This is a genomic window from Halopseudomonas pelagia CL-AP6, assembly GCF_000410875.1.
Classification (GTDB): domain Bacteria; phylum Pseudomonadota; class Gammaproteobacteria; order Pseudomonadales; family Pseudomonadaceae; genus Halopseudomonas; species Halopseudomonas pelagia.
Genome location: NZ_AROI01000010.1, coordinates 125,515 through 146,518 on the forward strand (window position 1 = coordinate 125,515; position 21,004 = coordinate 146,518).

A 21,004-nucleotide genomic window follows, 5' to 3' on the forward strand; every position below is an offset into this window, starting at 1 on the left:
TTTGCGCAAACCAGCCCGTTGCGGAAGAAAGCTGCGGTTTCTGCGTCGGTGAAGTAGACGTAGCAGCCCTTCATGCCGCGGGTCATCAATGTGCGGTAGGTGTTCTTGATGATGGCGTCGGCTTTTGCCTTGGCCAGTTCCGGGTCGGTTTTAGCTAGTTTTTTCAGGCCTGAGATGGAGCGGTCGGATGAGGCGCGTTTTTCTGGGCGGGTGATAACTTGCCCATCACGTACCACTAGGTCATCACCGACGATCACGCCAATATAATCCGCCTCAAGTCCCTGGCAGGTGTGAATACATCCCACTTCATGCACTGAGTCTTCAGAGACCATCCACAGTCCGCCGTCTTTGGTGAGATTCCAGCGGGCTTTGAAGTCGTGCTCTGGCATTTCTATGTCGTAGGCGGCTGCATTGGTCTTGCTTGGCCACTTCCAGCAGTAGCCAGCCACCATGCGTGCCCGGTTTCTTTCGTGGTTGCGCTCGAGGATCAGTTGCTTGAGTTCGGTTGGTGAGTCGAGCACGCGAAAGTCGTACTCGGCCACGTCCAGCTTGTCGTTGGCGGTTGGCCGTACCTGCAGGGTGTTGTCCAGCCAGGCCAAGTAGCCGTCAGAGCCGTTACAGCGGAATTGGGATTCCAGCGCGCCTTCGATCACCGTAGCGCCCAGCTCGGCAGCCCATTGGCGGATGGTTTCTTTTTTACCGACGTCTTTGAGCGTGACGATCTGTGATTCATCGATAAAGAACACGGAAAGCCGGGCGGCGTTGATGATTTCCTTGATCTGGTGTTCACCCAGGTTGCCATACAGGCCAGACTTTTCATTCAGTCGGTGCGCTTCATCAACCACCAGGGCATCAAACTCATTGCTGCCGGTTTCGGTAAAAGCGCCGGAGCCGACAAACAGGTTGGAGATATAGGTCTTCTTGTACGAGCCGACCAGTCGCGCTTCATACACGGCCCTGGGCGCGGCGTTCTTGGTGACGTATTTGGCGACCATATTCGCTTTGGTCAAACCCACCAGCAGATTGACCGCTACCACCGACTTACCGGTGCCGGGGCCGCCTTCAACGATGTAAACGCGTTTGCCCTTCTCGCGCACGGATCTGGCGTGGCTCAGGGCGTTCTCGTAGACCAATTTCTGGTCGTCGATGAGTACGAACTCCTGATTGCCCTTGAGGAGCCCAAGCAGGCCGTCCGCCAGGCTCTTGGAAGGGCGAATGCGCCCGCCTTCAATCAGAAAGAGTGTGTTGCCCTTGTCACCATATTTAACGTGCTGCTGGATAAACTGCCGCAGGCGGTCGCGCTCTGCATCACCCTTGAGGAACAGCGGCGCGCGCTCTATGTGGTCGGCGTAGAAAGGATCATTGATTGGGCCCTTGGCGTCGGCATAGTTATGCAGGTACGCGCAGGGGCGCAGTTGCACGCCACCGTCATATACAGCCTCGTTGTAGCCCTCCAGCAAGGCGGCGTAGGACCAGGCCTGATACGAGGGGTGGCCTACTTCGGCTTCGCCACGGGCAAAGCGGGTGGAGACGATCCCGTCTTTTGCGGTTTTGCGCGCCGACTCCCACTGCTTGAGCTCGACGATGACGACGCAGTCCTTGTCTTCGTGATTCTTGCCTGTCAGCAGAAAATCAACGCGCTTGGCGGTCTGCGGAATCATGTATTCGATAGCGACGCCGCAGTCATTGGGAATGGCGTCGTCGTTCAGCACTTTGCCCATGTAATTGAGCGAGGAGGCCCAGGAACGAATCTCTTCTTTCGATACGCTTCTGCCGGTGCGGTGGCGAAAGGAGTCCAGCACGATTGCTTCGATATCATGCTTGAACACATCATCCAGAAAATGCTGTTTGTCTGTCTGATAGATGATCAACCGTCATAGCTCCGTGTATTTTTTGTCGGAGCCTTTGGCTTTGTCTACCGGGTATTTGGCGTTGTTCTTTTCGATCTTGGCTTTGAGGGCTTCAGCCAGATCGATGCCCAGGTCGTTGGCCATCAGTAGCGTGTAGCAGAACACGTCGGCCAGTTCGTCGGCGAGGTCTTGCTTGCGCTCCAGGGCAACGCCGTCGATGGCGGCCTGGTCCTGCTTCCACTGAAAGATCTCCAGTACTTCCGTCGCTTCCAGTACCAGTGACAGCGCCAGATCCTTGGAGTTATGGAACTGCTTCCAGTCGCGCTCATCGCGGAATGCCAGAACTTTTTCGGTCAACAGCTTTATCTCGGACACGTTCTCTCCAAAATCCTTGTCAGCAAGAGGGCGGTCAGGCCCGTGCGCTTGGGCCCGCTTCATTATGTGAACCACTTTGCATTATCTGTGTGGATTTGTCTCTACGACGGAAGATCTAAACCCATTCTGCTTGTGTTGCTTTAGCTCAACACTTAATTATAGTGACTGGTCTATATAGTTAATTTACGCTCGGAGAATCTTATGGAAAACGCTCAAACTATACCCGCCGGTTTCAAACCCCACACCCGCAAGAGCGGCCTGACCAATCCCTGGGAACCGATTTATGCTGCCAGCGATGAGACTACCTTCTGCCTGGGCCTGCTAGCCGATGCGCCGCACGTCAACAGCCGCGGCTTTGTACATGGCGGGCTGCTCTCGGCGCTGGCGGACAATGCCATGGGGCTCAGTTGCGCCAGGCAACTGGAGAACATCGGCGGCCTGGTGACTGTGAGTATGACGATTGATTTTCTCGGCACCGCGCACGTGGGGCATTGGGTGGAAGTGCGGGCGACGCCGTCGCGTGTTGGTAAATCGTTGTGCTTTGCTGACGCAAATATCTATTCCAATGATCAACTCTGCGCGACGGCCAAGGCGGTGTTCAAGGTGCAGCCGCTGAAATGAGGCGCGAATAGCCGTATTCCCGATTATATTGGGTTGCTTGGCCCCAGTCGTGCAGCTTTGCCGCTCTGCGTTAACCGATACCGCTGAAGCTTGCTGTTCGGCCGGTCAGGTGACGTCATCTCTATATAACCTGCGGCCAACGCAGGAAGCAGATAGCGAGCACGAAACGATTTGCGATCCGTGAGCCCTAATGCTTGCTGCAACTCCTCTCTACTCATGCTGCCTTCTAGTATATGCAGCAACCGAATGACTTGGGGGGTGTGTTGAGGGCTAACTTGGGGGGTGGCGCCAGCGGCTTGTTCCAGCGCTTTCAGCAACATCCCCAACATAAACTCGATAAAGGGCGCTGAGTCACTTCTTAGGGTGCTGTCGTTGAGCGCTTGGTAATATGCCGTTTGGGATTCGTGCACCATACTTTCTACCGGCATGTACCCTAGTAGAGGATTCCAATGACTAAGTATCAGGGTTTGCCACAACCGACCCATACGTCCGTTACCATCACTAAACGGATGTATAAACTCGAACTCATAATGAAACACGCTACTGACGATCAGGGGATGATGGTCCGTAGCTCCGATCCATTCCATCAACTGCCGCATCAAAATGGCAACACGATCAGCCGGTGGCGCCATATGGATTACCTGATCGCCTTTCATAACACCTACGCCGCCGCGTCGATAAACACCTGGGTCATCCACCAGACCCAGAGTCATGACTGAATGCGCCTGCAACAGATGCTGTTCGCTAGTTGCCTGCCAGGTTAACAGCCCCTCGTAGGCCTTGATGGCATTACGGGCTTCCTGAATCTCGCGGGGCGGTGCAAGGACTCGCTTGCCCTCAATAATGGCTGTGATTTGTGCTTCGCTAAGAGTATTACCCTCTATCGCCAACGATCCCTGGATTGTCCTGATACGGTTGATACGCCGTAACCTTAGATCCTTCTCTTTATTCTGTTGCGCAGAAACCTTGCCTACCATCTCGCTGATCTCGGCGACCAGATGAACGATGGTGGAAGTTAAGGTGAATGGCGGCTGATAGCTCATATGGTCTGCCCGGGACATGATCTTGGGAGGATAGCCTCTTCGTTCTCACCTGGGAACCGGCTGGCAGATGCGGCAGCAGAACGCCCTACCCCCGCAGCGTCAAAAACAACCTTAAATCCAGCTCCAACTGGTGATAGTCCGTCTCCATATGCTGGCACAGCTGGTAAAAGGCTTTGTTGTGCTCTTTCTCGCGCAGGTGCGCGAGCTCATGCACCACGACCATTCGCAGTAGCGGTTCGGGCAGGGTTTTGAGGATGGCGGAGACTTTGATTTCGTTCTTGCGCTTGAGCTTGCTGCCCTGCACACGGCTGACAAACTGGTGCAGGCCCAGGGCGTTGTCGATGACGTGCATGCGCGTATCAAAGAACACTTTGCTGACAGGGTTGCTGCTACGCATGTGCTGTTGCTTGAGGCGCTGGGTGTAGTCGTACAGCGCGGCGTCGGATTGGATCAGGTGCTGGGCTTGCCGCGGGTAACGCTGTTCCAGCCAACTGCCGAGCTGATTCTTGTCGATCAGTTGCTGAACCTGCTGTTGCAGGTTGGGGCTGTATCCGTTGAGGTACTTGAGGGTGGCCACGGTCGCTTCGTATTCATGACATTGAAGCGGCTGATGATACAGGACTCAGGCGGCGGAGGCTTTAGCGCAAAAAAGCGCTAAGCATCAAGCTGAAAAGCCGTTATGCTTGAGCTTGATCAATTACCCCCAGGGGTATAGTGCTAAGCTACGCGACAGCATTGCCGCTATACCCTAATGACCACTGACAAGGACAATCATCATGAAACACCTGATCGCTGCAACCTGTCTGAGCCTGTTGAGCTTGAGCGCACACGCTGTTGATATCGCCGTCAGCGCCGAGCAAGTGCACGCTCGAACCGAACAAGCTGATGCCACTATGTTATTCGTTGATGTCCGCGATCCGGTGGAGATCATGTTCGTCGGTTTTACCGATTCCGTTCACGTCAATGTGCCCTACCTGCTGGTCGATCGCAGCGTTTGGGATGACGACCGGGGGTCTTATCAGGTCGCCCAGAACCCCAACTTTATTGCCGAGATTAGCGCCGAGCTGGACAAGCGCGGGCTGAGCCATGATGCCGAGATAATCACCCTGTGCCGTTCGGGTAGCGAACGCGGCGAGCCCAGCGCCCAATTTTTGCGCGCCAACGGCTTCCCTAACGCACGTTACGTGATCGACGGATTCCAGGGCCCCAGCCTCAAGGACGGGCCACAGGCCGGTATGCGGCTGCAAGGTGGCTGGCAGAACAGCGGGTTGCCCTGGAGCACCAAGATGAACGCGGAAAAGATGTATCGCCCCTGAGCGAGGCGCTGCCCTGAGTGAACAACACTCAGGTGTATTTGGTGAAGATGGCCCGCAGCTGTGTCAGCTTCTCGGCGTTGCTCTGATCTGGGTCGAGGATGGCATCCTCAGCCAGGCATACCAGCATCTCCTGGTAGGCCTTGTCGAGCGCCTTGCGCGCCGCGCTGAACTGCTGAGCAACGGCCTCGCATTCTTCCCCACGCAGGATCATCGCGTGGATACCGCGCACCTGCCCTTCCACTCGGGCAAGGCGTTTGAGGATGGCATCGCGGCTTTTTGCTTCATGGTTATTCATATGCACTCTCATGATTGCCTGCAGCTGCATCGATAGGCTGCACATCAGCTAGCGCAATATAACCGAACAACCTGCGGCTGTGTTTGATTAGCGCCGGTGCGCATTGTGTATCAATGCGTTTCCTGGAAACTCAAGCTGCATCTAAGACTATGGTTTAAGTCAGGAATAAACCTAGGTATTTCATGCAGATAGGTGCCAGCTATGACAGAAGAAGACAAGCCTAGCCCGCTATATTCCATTTTAATCTAAGCATAGAACCAAAAATTAGTTACGATCTTTCTTAAATACATACCCCTTGGGGTATCTGAGAAGGAGCACTGCCATGCAAGCCAACGTCGAAGCATTTTTTGATCCTGCCACCTACACCTACAGCTATGTGGTCACCGACCCCAGCACCAAGCGCTGCGCCATCATCGATTCAGTACTGGACTACGACCCCGCGTCCGGGCGCACCGCGCATGACAGTGCTGATCGCCTGATCCAGTATGTAAAAGACCAGCAACTGCAGGTCGACTGGTTGCTGGAAACCCATGTGCACGCTGACCACCTTTCGGCCGCGCCCTATCTGAAACGCGAACTGGGCGGCCAGTTGGCGATTGGTGAGAACATCACCATCGTGCAGAACACCTTCGGCAAGCTGTTTAATGCCGGCACTGAGTTCGCCACTGATGGCCGCCAGTTCGACCACCTGTTCAAGGACGGCGACACCTTCCAGGTGGGTAACGTCCAGGCCCGTGCCATCCACACCCCAGGCCATACCCCGGCCTGCATGACCTACCTGATCGGCGATGCCGGATTTGTTGGCGATACTCTGTTTATGCCGGACTACGGCACCGCGCGCTGCGATTTCCCCGGTGGCGACTCGCACACGCTGTTCCAGTCGATCCGCAAGTTGTTCGCCCTGCCAGATGCAACGCGCCTGTTTATGTGCCACGACTACAAGGCACCAGGGCGCGATGAGTTTCTCTATCAGACCTCCGTCGCGGAACAGCGTGCGCACAATGTGCATGTGCACGAGGGCATCAATGAGTCGGACTTCGTCGCGATGCGTAGCGCCCGTGACGCCACCCTGGGCATGCCGACCCTGATCCTGCCGTCGGTGCAGGTGAACATGCGCGCCGGGGAGCTGCCGCCAGCCGAGGATAACGGTATCCGCTACCTGAAAATCCCCCTCGACGTGCTCTGAGGTACTGACCATGGATACGCTGAAACACCTAAGCCCCTTCATCGCAGTGGCGGCGCAATTGCAACCTGCGGACATGGGCACCCTGGCCTCCGCTGGTTTTCGCAGTGTGATCAACAATCGCCCCGATAATGAGGGCGAAGGCCAGCCCAGCTCAGCGGATATGGAGGCTGCAGCGCAGGCCAGCGGCCTTGAGTACCACTACCTGCCAGTCGTTTCCGGGCAGATCAGCGATGCCGATGTCAGCGCCTTTACCGAGTTGCTCAACCAGGTGCGCGGCCCGGTATTGGCGTTCTGCCGTACCGGTACGCGCTCGACCAGCCTCTGGGCTCTGAGCGAAGCCCATCACCTGGATCCCGTGGTGCTGCTCAATAGCGCACGGGCCAGCGGTTATGACATCAGCGGCCTGGCGCAACGCCTGGAGCAGCGCTGGCAGAAATCCCCCGTAACCGTGCCACAAACCAGTACCTCACCAACCCAACGCTACGACGTACTGGTGGTGGGCGGTGGAGCAGCCGGTTGTGCGGTCACGGCCAGCCTCTTGCAGCGTGAGCCTCACCTGCGTATTGCCGTGGTCGAGCCACGCGAGCATCACTACTACCAGCCCGGCTGGACACTGGTAGGCGCGGGTATTTTTGATCGCGCGCGCACCGAACGTTCGATGGCGCTGTGCATTCCCCATGGTGCGCAGTGGATTCGTGCCGCCGTGGCGGGCTTTGAGCCTGAGCAGCAATGCGTTGTGCTCGAAGATGGCAACCGGGTCGGCTATCGCGCATTAATCGTCTGCCCGGGGCTGAGTCTGAACTGGGATGCGGTCGAAGGGCTGAAGGAGACCCTCGGCAAGAATGGCGTGACCTCGAACTATCAGTTCGAGCTGGCGCCCTATACCTGGCAACTGGTGCAGAGCTTGCGCCATGGCCGCGCGCTATTTACCCAGCCGCCAATGCCGATCAAATGTGCCGGGGCGCCACAGAAGGCCATGTACCTGTCTTGCGACTGGTGGCAAAAGCAAGGCGTACTGCCGGATATCGATGTGGAGTTCTGCACCGCCGGTGCCGTGCTGTTCGGCGTACCTGCCTTCGTGCCGCCGTTGATGAAATACGTCGAGCGCTACAACGCTCAGCTGAATTTCAACACTACCTTGACCGCTGTCGATGGTCCGGCGCGTAAGGCCTGGTTTAACCAGGTTGATGCAACGGGTAATACCCAGGTGATCGAAAAATCCTTCGACTTCCTGCATGCCGTGCCCAACCAGCGCGCACCGGAGTTTATCCGCCAAAGCCCGCTGGCGAATGCCGAGGGCTGGGTTGAAGCCGATCACGAAACCCTGCGCCATCCGCGCTACGGCAATATCTTCAGCCTGGGTGATGTGTGCGCCGCACCCAATGCCAAAACCGCAGCCGCGGTGCGCAAGCAGGCGCCGGTGGTGGCCGAAAACGTCATCGCCGTGCTCGCTGGCAAAGGCCCGCGCGCGCTCTATGACGGTTATGGCTCATGCCCGTTGACCGTCGAGCGCGGCAAGGTTGTGCTGGCCGAGTTCGGCTACGGCGGCAAGCTGCTGCCGACCTTCCCTCTTGACCCGACCGTGCCGCGCCGTCTGGCCTGGGACCTTAAGGTAAAGATGATGCCGGCTATCTACTTCGACATGATGCTGCGTGGCCGCGAATGGCTGGCCAAGCCCAAGCGGCTGCCGCATGAGCCTGCAGCCGTTGAAGCAGCAGCAGCCTGTGATTTTGGCAAGGAACAAGGTAAATGAAACTGAGCCACTGGCTCCCCTGCCTCACCTGGGGGCGGCGTTACAACCGCAGCAAAGCAACCCAGGATGGCATGGCCGCGCTGATCGTGACGCTGATGCTGATCCCGCAGAGCCTGGCCTATGCCATGCTCGCCGGTTTGCCCCCAGTGATGGGGCTGTATGCGAGTATTCTTCCGCTGCTGGCCTATGCGCTCTTTGGTTCCAGCCGCACGCTGGCGGTGGGGCCCGTGGCGGTGGTTTCGCTGATGACCGCCGCAGCGCTGGCGCCGTTGTTCCCGGCGGGCAGCGAAGCCTACATAGGCGCGGCCATGCTCCTGGCCCTGCTGTCTGGGCTGCTGCTCAGCGGCATGGCGTTTTTGCGCTTGGGGTTTCTTGCCAACTTTCTCAGCCACCCGGTGGTGTCCGGTTTTATCAGCGCCTCCGGTATTCTGATCGCCATCGGCCAACTCAAGCACCTGTTCGGTATCTCCGCCTCGGGCGTTAGCCTGCTGCAGATTATCCCGCAGCTTTGGCAAGGTTTACCTGCTATGCATTGGCAAACCCTGCTGATTGGCCTGCTCAGTCTGGCCTGGTTGTGGTGGGCGCGGGCACGGCTAAAACCGGCGCTGCAACGGCTGGGGCTATCCGCTCAGACGGCCGGCAACCTGGCCAAGGCTGGGCCGGTACTGGCGATTGTTGTGGCGATTGTGGCGGTGTCCTGGCTGCAGCTCGATCAGGCCGGGGTCAAAGTGGTCGGCGCTATCCCCCAGGGCTTGCCCGGGCTGGCACTACCCACGCTAGACCTTGAGCTGGCGCTACAACTATTACCCGCAGCGCTGCTGATCAGCCTGGTGGGCTTTGTCGAGTCTGTTTCTGTTGGCCAGACCCTGGCCGCCAAACGCCGCCAGCGCATCGAGCCCGACAACGAACTGCTCGGCCTGGGTACCGCCAATCTCAGCGCGGCCTTCAGTGGCGGCTTTCCGGTTACCGGCGGTTTTGCCCGCTCGGTGGTCAACTACGATGCTGGCGCGCAGACACCCATGGCCGGCGTGTTCACCGCCATCGGCATTGCCCTCAGCGTGATGCTGCTGACCCCGCTGTTACACAATCTGCCGCATGCGGTATTGGCCGCGACCATCATCGTCGCCGTGCTCAGCCTGGTCGATCTCGGTTCACTGGGCCGCACTTGGCGTTACTCGCGCCAGGATGGCGCTGCACAACTGGCCACCCTGCTCGGCGTGCTGCTGATTGGTGTCGAAGCCGGCATTCTGATCGGCGTGGGCCTCTCGCTGTTGCTGTTTCTCTGGCGCACCAGCCAGCCACATATGGCCGTGGTCGGCCAGGTGCCAGGCAGCGAGCATTTTCGCAATGTCGAACGATTTGCCGTGATCGAGTCGCCCAGCGTGCTGTCTGTGCGGGTCGATGAGAGCCTGTATTTCCCCAACGCCCGCTACCTTGAAGACCGGATCAGCGAGCTCATTGCCAGCCGCCCGCAGGTCCGCCACCTGGTACTGATGTGCTCTGGGGTCAACCTGATTGATGCCAGCGCTCTGGATTCGCTGGAGACCATCGTTGAGCGCCTGCAAACAGCCGGTGTGCAATTGCACCTTTCCGAGGTTAAAGGCCCGGTGATGGATCAACTGCGCCGTTCCAGCTTCCTCGAGCATTTTGGTGGGCAGGTCTTTATCAGCCAGTTTGACGCGCTGAAAACCCTGGCCCCGCAAGTGACCCATCCGCTATCTACCCAGCCTCTCACCCATAGGACACCCTGATGAAAACTGCTCACGACCTGGTAACCGACGCTAAAACCCGCATCCATGAGATCGCATTGCAGGATGCCGACACCGCCATTCGCGAAGCCGATGTAGTGGTCGATGTGCGCGAAGCCGATGAGTTTCATGCCGGCCATATTGCGGGGGCCATTCACATTCCTCGCGGCCTCCTGGAATTCAAACTGAGCAACGACCCCGAGCTGTCTGCACGCGACCTCAAGCTGGTGCTGTATTGCAAGAACAGCGGCCGTGCGGCGCTGGCCGCACAATCATTGCAGGAGATGGGTTACCTGCAGGTGGTGTCGATCCAGGGCGGCTTCGAGGCCTGGTGTGAGGCGGGCAAGCCCGTGGTCAAGCCAGCTCTGCCGGCGTTCGACTGAAGCCAAAAACCGTCCGTCGATCGGCATTGGCCGCTAAAGGCTTCTGCCGGCTGGCATAAGCTGAACCGGCCTTTTCTCAGGCATTGATATCAGCTATGCCATCGATAGAAAACCTTTGACCGCATCCCGGCTGAGTGTTGTTAGTCTAGTCAAAGCGCAATACCCCCAGGGGTATAAAAAGCATCCAGCGAGCGCTGACACAGCAGATGTCCCGTACCACTACCCAGAGGTAAACATCATGGAAAACACTGTACAAATGACCTTCCCAAGGCTGAACGAACCCGCTCCGGCCTTTACCGCACGCACTACCTCCGGCGACCGTTCGCTGGAACATTACCGTGGCAAGTGGCTGGTCCTGTTCTCCCACCCGGCCGACTTCACTCCAGTCTGTACCACCGAGTTCATCGCCTTTGCCCAAGCAGCCCCGAAGTTCACCGCTATGAACTGCGAGTTGCTCGGTCTGTCCATCGACAGCCTGTTCTCCCACCTAGCCTGGATGCGCAACATCAAGGAGAAGTTCGGCGTGGAGATCCCCTTCCCGATCATCGAAGACATCTCAATGAAAGTGGCCAGTGCCTACGGCATGGTGCATCCCGGCGCCGCCGACACCCAGGCGGTGCGGGCGACTTTCTTTATCGATCCCGAGGGCATCCTGCGGGCTATGGTCTACTACCCGATGAGCAACGGTCGCAGCGTTGACGAGTTCCTGCGTCTGCTGGAAGCCCTGCAAACTTCAGACACCCATGGCGTGGCCACACCGGAGAACTGGTGCCCCGGCAAGCCGGTCATCGTGCCGCCACCCAAAACCGCTGAAGACGCCGAGAAGCGTGCAACAGAAGGCTATGAAACCACCGACTGGTACTTCTCCACCAAGTCGCTGTAAAGCTCGTCACTTGTTGAGCGCTCAGCCCCGCCACGTGCTTACCAGCGCGCGCCGGGGCTGAGTTGTTTGTATTTTGCCCCAGGAGTTGTTTGCCATGCTTCCCGAAATCCGCACCGCAGTTGCCATCATTGGAGCCGGTACCGCAGGCCTCTACGCCTTGCGCGAAGTACGCCGTGCCGGGCGCAGTTTCGTCCTGATCGACCACGGTCCGTTGGGCACCACCTGTGCACGGGTGGGTTGCATGCCATCAAAGGTGGCACTGCATGCAGCCGCGCTGTGGCAGGCGCGACCCGAGATGAACCACTTTGGCATGAGTGGCGGCGAAACCCCGCAATTGGATTTGGCGCGCACCTGGGCGGCGTTGCGCGCCCAGCGTGATCACTTTTCCAATAAGGCGGCTCAGAAGGCGCGCACAGCTGCAGGCGAGCAACTGATTGAAGGCCGCGCGCGTTTTATCGAACCGACTCTGCTGGAGGTGAGCACTAGCCAGGGTGTGCAGCGCGTGCGCGCCAATGCGGTGGTAATTGCCACCGGCTCACGGCCGCAGATGCCAGCCTGGCTCAGCCCCGTACGCGATCGCCTGGTGACGACCGACCAACTGTTCGAACTCGAGCAACTACCGCAGCGGATCGGGGTGTTAGGTCTTGGCGCTATTGGCTTGGAGATGGGTCTGGCACTTGCTCGCCTGGGCGTGCAAGTGACTGCGGTCGGCGGTAGTAACCTGGCAGGCATTGATGACCCGCAAGTGGCGGCCCGCGCAGAAGAACACTTCGCAAAGGAAATGACCTTGTGGTTGGGGCCTCCAGCCACTGTGGAGCGGACCGAACAGGGCGTGATGTTGCGCTCCGGCGAACGGGCTGCCGAGGTCGACCTGCTGCTGGTAGCCATCGGCCGCCGACCCAACACCGACGGCTTGAACCTGGCCGACGCCGGCATTGCCGTGGACGAGCACGGAGTACCGCTGTTCGATCCCGCCACCCTGCAACTCGGGGACTGGCCAGTGTTTATTGCTGGTGACGCCAACGGCCAGCTCGCGCTGCTGCACGAAGCCGCCGATGACGGCAGCATCGCCGGCTACAATGCCGCCCGCCAGCTGCGCACGCGCTTTCGGCGCAGGGTGCCACTGGGGATCGTGTTCGCTAACCCGGATGTCGTTTCAGTTGGCGCACGGCTGAGTCAGTTGGATCCGCACCAGCTATTGATCGGTAGTGCCTCAGGTGAGAGCAACGGCCGGCTGCGCATTCTCGGTGGCGAAAACAGCCTGCTGAACATCTATGCCGACCGCGATACCGGCCAGCTGCGGGGGGCAGCTTTGCTAAGCAACAGCGGTGAACACCTGGCCCACCTGCTGGCCTGGGCAATCCAACGTGGCGAAACGGCGCAGAGTCTGTTGCAACTGCCGTTTTATCATCCCGTGGTCGAAGAACTGCTAGCCACCGCCCTGCAGGAGATCGCCATGCACTTTCCTGATGACAATGACTTGCCCATGGGGCTGGTTACCGAGGACTAACCTGTTCCTGCGGGCCCAGGATGACCGTGAGGATGCAGGCTAAACTGAACTACAGTTAAACAATAGCCGTTAACTCACACCCGGTTTGCAATGGCGAGAGGTACTGATGACGAGTTCAAAGCGGGTATCGGTCTGGCTGCTCTGGATTACCCTGCTAATGCCAGGGCTGACACTGGCCGCCACTGCCGATCACAGCCTGTTTAAGGAGCTGCAAGGGCCCTTCGCCAGTGGCGAAGAGGTTACCCGCGCCTGCCTCGGCTGCCATACCAAGGCGGCTGAACAAGTGATGCAAACCCGCCATTGGACCTGGGACTATCTCAACCCGGATACTGGCCAGCGCTTGGGTAAAAAAACCATGCTGAACGGCTTTTGCATAGGTGACCGCTCCAATGAGGCGTTTTGTCAATCCTGCCATGTTGGCTACGGCTGGAAGGATGCCGATTTCGACTTCACCAACCAGAGCAAGGTCGATTGCCTGGCCTGTCACAATACCGGCAACTACCTGAAGCTCGCCGGCCTGGCTGGCCACCCACCCCTGGTACGCAGCGAAACCGCACCCGGCTCCGGCATATTCATTGACCCGGTTGACCTGGCTGCAGTGGCGCGGGCCATCGGCGAAACCTCTCGTCAGACCTGTGGCACCTGTCATTATTACGGCGGAGGCGGCGACGGGGTGAAGCATGGCGATCTCGATTCGTCGCTGAACGATCCGCCACGCAGTCTCGACGTGCACATGGCTAGCGACGGACTCGATTTCAGTTGCTCTACCTGCCATGTCGCTGAACAGCACCAAATCGCCGGCAGCCGTATCAGCGTAACGGCTGCAGACCCGCACGCGCCCATCATTCGCGGCGAACGCAGCGCGCGCAATCCCTCCACTTGCCAAGCCTGCCATGGCGATCGCCCGCACCAAGACAACCCCCTGCACGCTGGGCGTCTAAATGAACACACACGCACCCTCGCCTGCCAGACCTGCCACATCCCAACTTTCGCCCGCGGCGGAGTGCCCACCAAGATGGCCTGGGACTGGTCCACCGCAGGCAAGATGGATGCAACGGGCAACCCGTACCAGACCCGGGACGCTAAGGGCCACCTAATCTACGACAGCCGCAAGGGCGACTTCGTACTGGGTGAAAACCTGGTACCCGACTACCTGTGGTTTGACGGCCGGGTTACCTATGTTCAGCCAGACACGCGCATCGACCCGACCACAAGGGTGCCGATCAACGTATTCCACGGCACTCCAGGGGCTGCAGATTCGCGCATATGGCCGGTAAAAACCTTCCACGGCCGCCAGCCATACGATCAGGTACACCTTAACCTACTGGTACCGCATACCGCCGTGCCCGATGAGACCGCATTCTGGTACAACTTTGACTGGGCCAAGGCCTTGCAAGCGGGAGCAGAGGCGAATGACTCGCCCTACAGCGGCGAGTTCGGCTTCGTCGATACCGAGATGCTCTGGCCTATCACCCATATGGTTGCACCTGCAGAGCAGGCGCTGGACTGCGCCCAATGCCATTCCAGAGTGAGCCGCCTGGCCGACGTGCCCGGCATTTGGCTGCCGGGCAAGGATCGCAGCACCCGGCTAGACACCGCCGGCTTTGCCCTGGCCGGCCTGGCCATGCTCGGCGTATTGCTGCATGGCGGGCTACGCATTCTTACCTATCGGCGCAGAAGGAAACTCTGAGATGAGCGAACGCCTCTATCTGTTCACGCGCTTTGAACGCTTCTGGCACTGGTCGCAGGCGGCGTTGATTATCACGCTGCTGTTCAGCGGCTTCGCCATCCACGGCAGTCACAGTCTGCTGGATTTCCGTACGGCAGTTACGCTACATGAAAGTGCCGCGTGGCTGTTGATAGGGCTCTGGGTATTCGCCATTTTCTGGCATGTCACCACTGGCCAATGGCGGCAGTACATCCCAACGCTGAGCAACATGCAGCGTGTGGCGCTGTACTACGCCCACGGCATTTTTACCGGCGCCCCGCACCCCTACAAAGTCACTCAGGAGCGCAAGCACAATCCAGTCCAGCGCATCGCTTATCTGGGGGTACTGCTACTGATCAACCCGCTGATTTGGCTCAGCGGCCTGCTTTATCTGTTCTGGGGTAAGTTGGCCCAGCATATGCCCGAATGGTTGAACCTTGAGCAGGTTGCACTGGTTCATACGTTTGCGGCTTTTCTGATGCTTATCTTCCTGATTGTGCATCTGTACCTCGCCACTACGGGACACACGCCCCTGGCATATCTCAAAGCGATGATCAGCGGCTGGGAAGAGCGCCATTAGGACTACATCGCTGAGACAAATAGCTGCCTGAATGCCTGCGCTGAGGGTGGGTGTTGTGCATCCGGGAGTCTGGAAGGCGTTCCACAAAAAAGGGTCGGCTAGCCGACCCTCGTACCTCTTGCTAGTCAACCCATCAGGTCAACGCTTGGTCAGCGTAGCGGATGAGGGTATTTTGAACGTCCACAGCATGCCGCCCTGGTTGAAGTCCTTGACGATCTCGGCCACCTGGCCGCCCCACAAGGGCACTGCACCGCCCCAGCCAGACAGCACAGATACGTATTGTTCGCCGTCCATATCCCAGGTGACCGGGTTGCCGATGACGCCAGAGCCGGTGTTGAACTCCCACAGCTTCTCGCCATTTTTGGCGTTGAAGGCCATCAGGTAACCTTCCGGATTGCCGGTAAAGACCAAATTACCTTTGGTACTGAGCACCCCGCCCCAGAATGGCGCTGGGTTCTTCACGCGCCAGACTTCCTTACCGGTCTTGGGATCCATGGCTCTGAGTACGCCAATGTAGTCGTCATGAATCGGTTTGATAGTGAAGCCGGCGCCCAGGTAGGCCGCACCCTTTTTGTAAGCGGTGCTTTCATTCCAGATATCCATGCCCCATTCGTTGGACGGCACGTAGAACAGGCCGGTGTCTTGACTGTAGGCCATGGGTTGCCAGTTCTTGCCGCCGAGGAACGCGGGAGCTGCGTAAACGGTGGTTCCTTGCTCGCCGGACTCTGTAGGCGCACCCGGACGGTGATCCTCGCTGTAGATCGGCCGGCCGTTCTTGTCTAGCCCCTTGGCCCAGGTAATGGTGTCAACGAAGGGAAAGCCGCGGATGAACTTGCCATTGGTCCGATCCAGCACATAGAAGAAGCCATTGCGGTCAGCGGTCGCGGCGGCCTTGATTTCCTTGTTGCCTTCCTTGTAGTTGAACGACACCAGCTCGTTTACCCCGTCATAGTCCCAGCCATCATTCGGAGTGGTCTGAAAATGCCAGGTGATGGTGCCGTTGTCGGGGTTGAGTGCCAGGCGTGATGAACTGTAGAGGTTGTCGCCCTTGCGCATGTGCGAGTTCCAGGGCGCCGGGTTACCGGTGCCGAATAGCAGCAGATTGGTTTCCGGATCGTAGAAACCGCCCAGCCAAGGCGCGCCACCACCAGTCTTCCACAAATCGCCCGGCCAGGTCTTGTTGGCTTCGCCACCGGAAATACCTGCCTCGATGGCTTTACCATCTTTGTAGGTATAACCCATGTGACCTTCGATGGTCGGCCGAGTCCAGAGCAGTTCGCCGTTGGTGGGGTCGTAGGCTTCAATCTTGCCGACGACACCAAACTCGCCGCCCGACACGCCGGTAATCAACCGTCCATTGACGATCAGCGGCGCCGCAGTAATCGCATAGCCTGCCTTGTAGTCAGCTACGGTCTTGCGCCAGACCACTTTGCCGGTGTCCTTGTGCAGGGCCACCAGCTTGGCATCGAGCGTACCGAAGATCACCAGATCATCGATCAAGGCCACGCCGCGGTTGATCACATCGCAACAGGGCATGATGCCGTCTGGCAGACGAGCGTCGTATTGCCAGAGCTTCTTGCCGGTGCGCGCATCGACCGCAAACACGCGCGAGTAGGAGCCGGTGATATACATCACCCCGTCCTTGATCATCGGTTGTGCTTGCTGGCCGCGCTGTTTTTCACCACCCAGCGAGAACGCCCATGCGGGCTGCAACTGGCCTACGTTGGTGTCGTTGAGCATGGTCAGTGGGCTATAACGCTGGCCCTGAGTACCCATGCCGTAAGAGACAATGGAGTCAGTGGTGGTCGCGTCGTTGTTGATATCGTCATAGGTGACGCCGGCGACAGCCAAACCGGAAAAACTCATGGCGGTTACCAGGGCGGTCAAGGCGAAGGATGAGCGGTGTGTCATTGCTGCTACCTCAGAGATGTATTGTTGTGATGGTCGAGTCAGCGAAGAACCGGGAAATTTTCCCGCCTCAGGCCCTGATTGTTCGCCGCAAGGATCTTCTCAACAATGCAACCCAGGGGTGATTTACCTCATCACTTGGTAGCAATACCCTGATCTCAGGCAAAAAAAAGCCGGCTGCACAGCAAGACTGCCATGCAAGCCGGCAAGCATGAAACCGGTTCAGATATCGGCGTAATAACTCGGCAACATGTAACGCAAACCATACTCGGCATAGAGCGCGGCCATGCGCCCATCGAGCACCATGGCTTCAGCAATATCACCCAAGGCATAGGCCAACTGGCGGTTGGAGTCATGGACTGCCATCCCCAGGTCCCAGACCTGTTTGCCCATATTCGGATAGGCATTCTCGGTCAACTGCATGCCGGCATCGGCATGCTCGGCAAGCAGCCAGTCAATCTCGGCCTGCGTGCCCATAACCGCGTGCACCTCCCCGGCCTCCATGGCCTCGAAGGCAAGAGCCAGACTGCGGTAATGATGGGTCATTTTGCTTAGTTGGCCGTTCATGACACTGGCCAAGTAGAACGAGGGAATCGAATCCTCCTCAACGCCGACGGGATGGTATTGAAAGATCGCAATACTGGGTACTGCGTCGATCTTTTTCGGGTCATAGGCGGCTTGCCAACGCTCCTGCTGATACGCGCCGAACATGTGAATCAGCTCGTGGGCAGGCAGGCCCAGATCATCACGCATGGTGCTGTACGCCTTGTCGTTGGGTGCACGCAACATGACGTCGGCGATCTGACCGGGACGCAGGTAGTGGCCTTTCCACAGGTGGTTGCGCAGATCACCGTCGAAGGTTTCGTCCGGCGTCATCCATTGCAGTCGCAACTCCACCGCCAGCCCGGCAGCCAGCACCTTGGCCAGCTCGACGTCGACGCCTCGGGGCTGGCCATCCTGCATAAAGCTATAAGGGGGATAGTCTTCGTAGACAGCCACCTTAAGATATCCGGACTCGATAATTTCATCATGGTCGCGAATATGCGTGATGTTAAATGCGTGCGCCGGCAGCGCCAGCAACAAACAGCACCACAAGCCGAGAATGCCCAGGCGGCGCATGTTTTATTGCTCTACTGCAACAGTTTCCAACCAGGTACGGATGGCCCACAGAGCCTCCTGGCTGAGCACATCGCCCATACGCGGCATATACACCCGGCCGTCGCGCACGGCGCCATTGACGACCCGTTCCTTAAACCACTCATCACCATAATCGCCGGACTCAAGCTCACGCAAGTCGGGGGTCATACCTCCGGATATCGCCTCCAGGCCATGGCATGCCGCACAGTTCTGGTTGTAGGCGGAAGCACCTATTTTCACTGCCAGGTCGTGCTGCGGGTGATCACGATAGGGGTTGGTTTCGACCCATTCATCGCCTAACTTTTCCAGGTTCTTGGTATCCACCGACTGCGGCGTGACGTTGCCGTGTGCCAGGGCCTGGCCAGAAGCCAATAGTAATCCCAGCGCGCTTATCTTCAGGGCTTGTTTGAAATGCATCATTTGGCTCACCTCTCGGCCGTGTCAGGCACGGATCATTATTTGAGTATCCGAGGGCCATGGTAGGAACGCACCGACCTAACCCCAATGCTGCTTTGGTGGTCGCAAATTAGTTCGTTGGTATTAAGCACTTCAGCCGTCTGGACACTGCCAGGACCGATTTTGCCGGCATGTAAGGCCTGTTTCGGAACAAAAATAGCCGAAAGCATTGATTTATTCCCCCCAAAGTAGCGCTCCGATTGAGGGCATCCCAAGCGCCAGCTAACCGGGTGTTTTTCCCGCAAAGACCGGGTCATTTTCCGTATCAGAAGAAAAGACGACTGACCAAGATGGTGACGTGGACCAGCATTGCTGCCCTCCTCCAACAACAAGGAAACACTGCCATGAGAACAAGAACGCTTCCTGCTCCAAGCCCACTCGCCCAGGCCGTCAAGTGTCTGGCGATGGCCGCCAGTATCGCCCTGGCTGCGCCCCATGCTATGGCCAAGCCTGTCACCTGGGACGATATAGCCAACGATCACACTTCGACCCATAACGTGCTGCAATACGGCATGGGGACCAACGCCCAGCGCTGGAGCCCGCTAAACCAGGTCAATAGCGACAACATCTACAAGTTGACCCCAGCCTGGTCCTATTCCTTCGGCGATGAAAAACAGCGCGGCCAGGAATCCCAGGCGATCATTCATGAAGGCGTGATTTACGTAACCGGTTCCTACTCGCGTATCTTCGCCCTGGACGCCAAGACCGGCGCACGCCTGTGGAGCTATGCCCACCGCCTGCCTGATGACATCCGTCCCTGCTGTGACGTGGTCAATCGGGGGGCCGCGATCTATGGCGACAATGTATTCTTCGGCACGCTGGATGCTGGCGTGGTGGCGCTGAACAAGGATACCGGCAAGGTTGTGTGGCGTGAAAAATTCGGTGACCACCAGGCCGGTTACACCATGACCGGTGCACCTACCATCGTCAAAGATCAGAAATCCGGCAAAGTTATGCTCATCCACGGCTCCTCCGGCGACGAATTCGGTGTGGTGGGTAAGCTCTTCGCCCGCGATCCGGAAACCGGCAAGGAACTCTGGATGCGGCCCTTCGTTGAAGGCCATATGGGCCGCCTGAACGGCAAAGACAGCACGCCCACGGGTGACGTAAAAGCACCATCCTGGCCGGATGATCCGAACTCGCCCACTGGCAAGGTTGAGGCCTGGAGCCAGGGTGGCGGCGCACCCTGGCAGAGCGCCAGTTTCGATGCAGAGACCAATACCATTATTATCGGCGCTGGCAATCCTGCGCCCTGGAATGGCTGGGCGCGTACCTCCAAAGACGGCAAACCGTCTGATTACGACAGCCTCTACACCTCCGGCCAGGTCGGCGTTGACGCCACCACCGGTGAGGTCAAGTGGTTCTACCAGCACACGCCCAACGACGCCTGGGATTTCTCTGGTAACAACGAACTGGTGCTGTTTGATTACAAGGACAAGGCCGGAAAAACGCTCAAGGCCACCGCTCATGCGGATCGCAACGGCTTCTTTTATGTCGTGGATCGTAATAACGGCAAGCTGGCCAACGCCTTCCCCTTCGTCGACAACATCACTTGGGCAAGCCATATCGACCTGAAGACCGGCCGCCCAGTAGAAAATAAAGGGCAGCGTCCCGCTCGGCTGGAGCCCGGCCAGGAACGCAGCGAAGCGGTAGAAGTATCACCGCCGTTCCTGGGTGGCAAAAACTGGAACCCCATGGCCTACAGCCAGGATACCGGACTGTTCTATGTGCCAGCCAATCACTGGAAAGAGGACTACTGGACCGAAGAAGTTAGCTACAACAAGGGCTCTGCCTACCTGGGCATGGGTTTCCGGATCAAACGCATGTTTGATGACCATGTCGGCATCCTGCGTGCGATGAACCCCACTACCGGTAAGGTCGAGTGGGAACACAAGGAACCTCTGCCGCTCTGGGCTGGCGTGCTGGCGACTGCGGGCAACCTGGTCTTTACCGGAACGGGTGACGGCTATTTCAAGGCCTTCGACGCCAAAACCGGCAAGGAAGTCTGGAAGTTCCAGACCGGCACCGGAATCATCTCACCGCCTATCACCTGGGAAATGGATGGTGAGCAGTACATCGGTGTTACCACTGGCTACGGCGGCGCAGTGCCACTCTGGGGTGGCGAGATGGCCGAGCTGACCAAGCCCGTTGCACAGGGCGGTTCGTTCTGGGTATTCAAACTACCTAGCTGGGATACCAGCAGCGCCAAGCGTTGAACCCTTAACTCCTTTAAACCTTGAGGCACGCCCGGC

General features: G+C 58.3%; 18 protein-coding genes and 1 pseudogene. 11 read left to right on the forward strand and 8 right to left on the reverse strand.

What is annotated here, in order from left to right; translation table 11 throughout:
- Positions 1-11: 11 nt before the first annotated feature.
- Positions 12-1,871: pseudogene (locus K787_RS0110390) on the reverse strand (DNA/RNA helicase domain-containing protein); the annotation flags it as partial.
- A gap of 3 nt (positions 1,872-1,874) precedes the next feature.
- Positions 1,875-2,225: a nucleotide pyrophosphohydrolase gene (locus tag K787_RS0110395; RefSeq protein WP_028614827.1), complete on the reverse strand. Its 351-nt coding sequence runs from the start codon at positions 2,223-2,225 to the stop codon at positions 1,875-1,877.
- A 201-nt stretch (positions 2,226-2,426) separates the two neighbouring features.
- Between K787_RS0110395 and K787_RS0110400 the strand changes: the two genes are divergently transcribed.
- Positions 2,427-2,846 (forward strand): PaaI family thioesterase, encoded by a 420-nt coding sequence (locus tag K787_RS0110400; RefSeq protein ID WP_022962744.1) that lies wholly within the window; start codon positions 2,427-2,429, stop codon positions 2,844-2,846.
- A gap of 23 nt (positions 2,847-2,869) precedes the next feature.
- On the opposite strand, the gene K787_RS0110405 is transcribed toward K787_RS0110400, so the two are convergent.
- Together K787_RS0110405 and K787_RS0110410 are read right to left on the reverse strand one after the other, a co-directional pair.
- Complete coding sequence (locus K787_RS0110405; protein ID WP_028614828.1) at positions 2,870-3,889, reverse strand: Fic family protein; 1,020 nt, start codon at positions 3,887-3,889, stop codon at positions 2,870-2,872.
- Positions 3,890-3,974: 85 nt separating this feature from the next.
- Complete coding sequence (locus K787_RS0110410; RefSeq protein WP_022962746.1) at positions 3,975-4,466, reverse strand: M48 metallopeptidase family protein; 492 nt, start codon at positions 4,464-4,466, stop codon at positions 3,975-3,977.
- Positions 4,467-4,665: 199 nt separating this feature from the next.
- Between K787_RS0110410 and K787_RS0110415 the strand changes: the two genes are divergently transcribed.
- Positions 4,666-5,205, forward strand: a complete 540-nt coding sequence (locus K787_RS0110415) for a rhodanese-like domain-containing protein (protein WP_022962747.1) — start codon at positions 4,666-4,668, stop codon at positions 5,203-5,205.
- Between the two features lie 28 nt (positions 5,206-5,233).
- On the opposite strand, the gene K787_RS0110420 is transcribed toward K787_RS0110415, so the two are convergent.
- On the reverse strand, positions 5,234-5,500 hold the full coding sequence (locus K787_RS0110420; protein ID WP_028614829.1) for a metal-sensing transcriptional repressor: 267 nt from the start codon (positions 5,498-5,500) through the stop codon (positions 5,234-5,236).
- A gap of 322 nt (positions 5,501-5,822) precedes the next feature.
- Between K787_RS0110420 and K787_RS0110425 the strand changes: the two genes are divergently transcribed.
- From K787_RS0110425 to K787_RS0110460, 8 genes are all read left to right on the forward strand, one after another.
- Positions 5,823-6,686 (forward strand): MBL fold metallo-hydrolase, encoded by an 864-nt coding sequence (locus K787_RS0110425; RefSeq protein ID WP_022962749.1) that lies wholly within the window; start codon positions 5,823-5,825, stop codon positions 6,684-6,686.
- Between the two features lie 10 nt (positions 6,687-6,696).
- Complete coding sequence (locus K787_RS0110430) at positions 6,697-8,439, forward strand: bifunctional protein tyrosine phosphatase family protein/NAD(P)/FAD-dependent oxidoreductase (RefSeq protein ID WP_022962750.1); 1,743 nt, start codon at positions 6,697-6,699, stop codon at positions 8,437-8,439.
- The gene (locus K787_RS0110435; RefSeq protein ID WP_022962751.1) at positions 8,436-10,190 is read left to right on the forward strand and encodes a SulP family inorganic anion transporter; all 1,755 of its coding nucleotides are present in this window, start codon (positions 8,436-8,438) and stop codon (positions 10,188-10,190) included. Before K787_RS0110430 ends, K787_RS0110435 begins: the two co-directional genes overlap by 4 nt.
- The gene (locus K787_RS0110440; protein WP_022962752.1) at positions 10,190-10,570 is read left to right on the forward strand and encodes a rhodanese-like domain-containing protein; all 381 of its coding nucleotides are present in this window, start codon (positions 10,190-10,192) and stop codon (positions 10,568-10,570) included. Before K787_RS0110435 ends, K787_RS0110440 begins: the two co-directional genes overlap by 1 nt.
- Positions 10,571-10,808: 238 nt before the next feature.
- Entirely contained in the window at positions 10,809-11,453 is a 645-nt protein-coding gene (locus K787_RS0110445; RefSeq protein ID WP_022962753.1) for a peroxiredoxin, read from the forward strand.
- 94 nt (positions 11,454-11,547) lie between these two features.
- Entirely contained in the window at positions 11,548-12,963 is a 1,416-nt protein-coding gene (locus K787_RS0110450; protein ID WP_022962754.1) for a dihydrolipoyl dehydrogenase, read from the forward strand.
- 106 nt (positions 12,964-13,069) lie between these two features.
- On the forward strand, positions 13,070-14,653 hold the full coding sequence (locus K787_RS0110455; RefSeq protein WP_022962755.1) for a tetrathionate reductase family octaheme c-type cytochrome: 1,584 nt from the start codon (positions 13,070-13,072) through the stop codon (positions 14,651-14,653).
- Between the two features lies 1 nt (position 14,654).
- A complete protein-coding gene (locus K787_RS0110460) occupies positions 14,655-15,251 on the forward strand; it encodes a cytochrome b/b6 domain-containing protein (protein ID WP_022962756.1) in 597 nt (198 codons plus the stop codon).
- A gap of 138 nt (positions 15,252-15,389) precedes the next feature.
- On the opposite strand, the gene K787_RS0110465 is transcribed toward K787_RS0110460, so the two are convergent.
- From K787_RS0110465 to pedF, 3 genes are all read right to left on the reverse strand, one after another.
- On the reverse strand, positions 15,390-17,162 hold the full coding sequence (locus K787_RS0110465) for a PQQ-dependent methanol/ethanol family dehydrogenase (protein WP_022962757.1): 1,773 nt from the start codon (positions 17,160-17,162) through the stop codon (positions 15,390-15,392).
- 219 nt (positions 17,163-17,381) lie between these two features.
- Complete coding sequence (locus K787_RS0110470; protein WP_022962758.1) at positions 17,382-18,278, reverse strand: substrate-binding periplasmic protein; 897 nt, start codon at positions 18,276-18,278, stop codon at positions 17,382-17,384.
- Positions 18,279-18,281: 3 nt separating this feature from the next.
- Positions 18,282-18,713: a cytochrome c-550 PedF gene (pedF, locus tag K787_RS0110475; RefSeq protein WP_028614830.1), complete on the reverse strand. Its 432-nt coding sequence runs from the start codon at positions 18,711-18,713 to the stop codon at positions 18,282-18,284.
- Positions 18,714-19,096: 383 nt separating this feature from the next.
- On the opposite strand from pedF, the gene exaA reads away from it, so the two are divergent.
- Positions 19,097-20,968 (forward strand): quinoprotein ethanol dehydrogenase, encoded by a 1,872-nt coding sequence (gene exaA / locus K787_RS0110480; protein ID WP_022962760.1) that lies wholly within the window; start codon positions 19,097-19,099, stop codon positions 20,966-20,968.
- The last annotated feature ends 36 nt before the right edge of the window (positions 20,969-21,004 follow it).

Coding starts and splice junctions, on each gene's coding strand:
- K787_RS0110400 (WP_022962744.1), top strand. CDS start 2,427: ATGGAAAACGCTCAAACTATACCCGCCGGTTTCAAACCCCACACCCGC.
- K787_RS0110405 (WP_028614828.1), bottom strand. CDS start 3,889: ATGAGCTATCAGCCGCCATTCACCTTAACTTCCACCATCGTTCATCTG.
- K787_RS0110415 (WP_022962747.1), top strand. CDS start 4,666: ATGAAACACCTGATCGCTGCAACCTGTCTGAGCCTGTTGAGCTTGAGC.
- K787_RS0110420 (WP_028614829.1), bottom strand. CDS start 5,500: ATGAATAACCATGAAGCAAAAAGCCGCGATGCCATCCTCAAACGCCTT.
- K787_RS0110425 (WP_022962749.1), top strand. CDS start 5,823: ATGCAAGCCAACGTCGAAGCATTTTTTGATCCTGCCACCTACACCTAC.
- K787_RS0110430 (WP_022962750.1), top strand. CDS start 6,697: ATGGATACGCTGAAACACCTAAGCCCCTTCATCGCAGTGGCGGCGCAA.
- K787_RS0110435 (WP_022962751.1), top strand. CDS start 8,436: ATGAAACTGAGCCACTGGCTCCCCTGCCTCACCTGGGGGCGGCGTTAC.
- K787_RS0110440 (WP_022962752.1), top strand. CDS start 10,190: ATGAAAACTGCTCACGACCTGGTAACCGACGCTAAAACCCGCATCCAT.
- K787_RS0110445 (WP_022962753.1), top strand. CDS start 10,809: ATGGAAAACACTGTACAAATGACCTTCCCAAGGCTGAACGAACCCGCT.
- K787_RS0110450 (WP_022962754.1), top strand. CDS start 11,548: ATGCTTCCCGAAATCCGCACCGCAGTTGCCATCATTGGAGCCGGTACC.
- K787_RS0110455 (WP_022962755.1), top strand. CDS start 13,070: ATGACGAGTTCAAAGCGGGTATCGGTCTGGCTGCTCTGGATTACCCTG.
- K787_RS0110460 (WP_022962756.1), top strand. CDS start 14,655: ATGAGCGAACGCCTCTATCTGTTCACGCGCTTTGAACGCTTCTGGCAC.
- K787_RS0110465 (WP_022962757.1), bottom strand. CDS start 17,162: ATGACACACCGCTCATCCTTCGCCTTGACCGCCCTGGTAACCGCCATG.
- K787_RS0110470 (WP_022962758.1), bottom strand. CDS start 18,278: ATGCGCCGCCTGGGCATTCTCGGCTTGTGGTGCTGTTTGTTGCTGGCG.
- pedF (WP_028614830.1), bottom strand. CDS start 18,713: ATGCATTTCAAACAAGCCCTGAAGATAAGCGCGCTGGGATTACTATTG.
- exaA (WP_022962760.1), top strand. CDS start 19,097: ATGAGAACAAGAACGCTTCCTGCTCCAAGCCCACTCGCCCAGGCCGTC.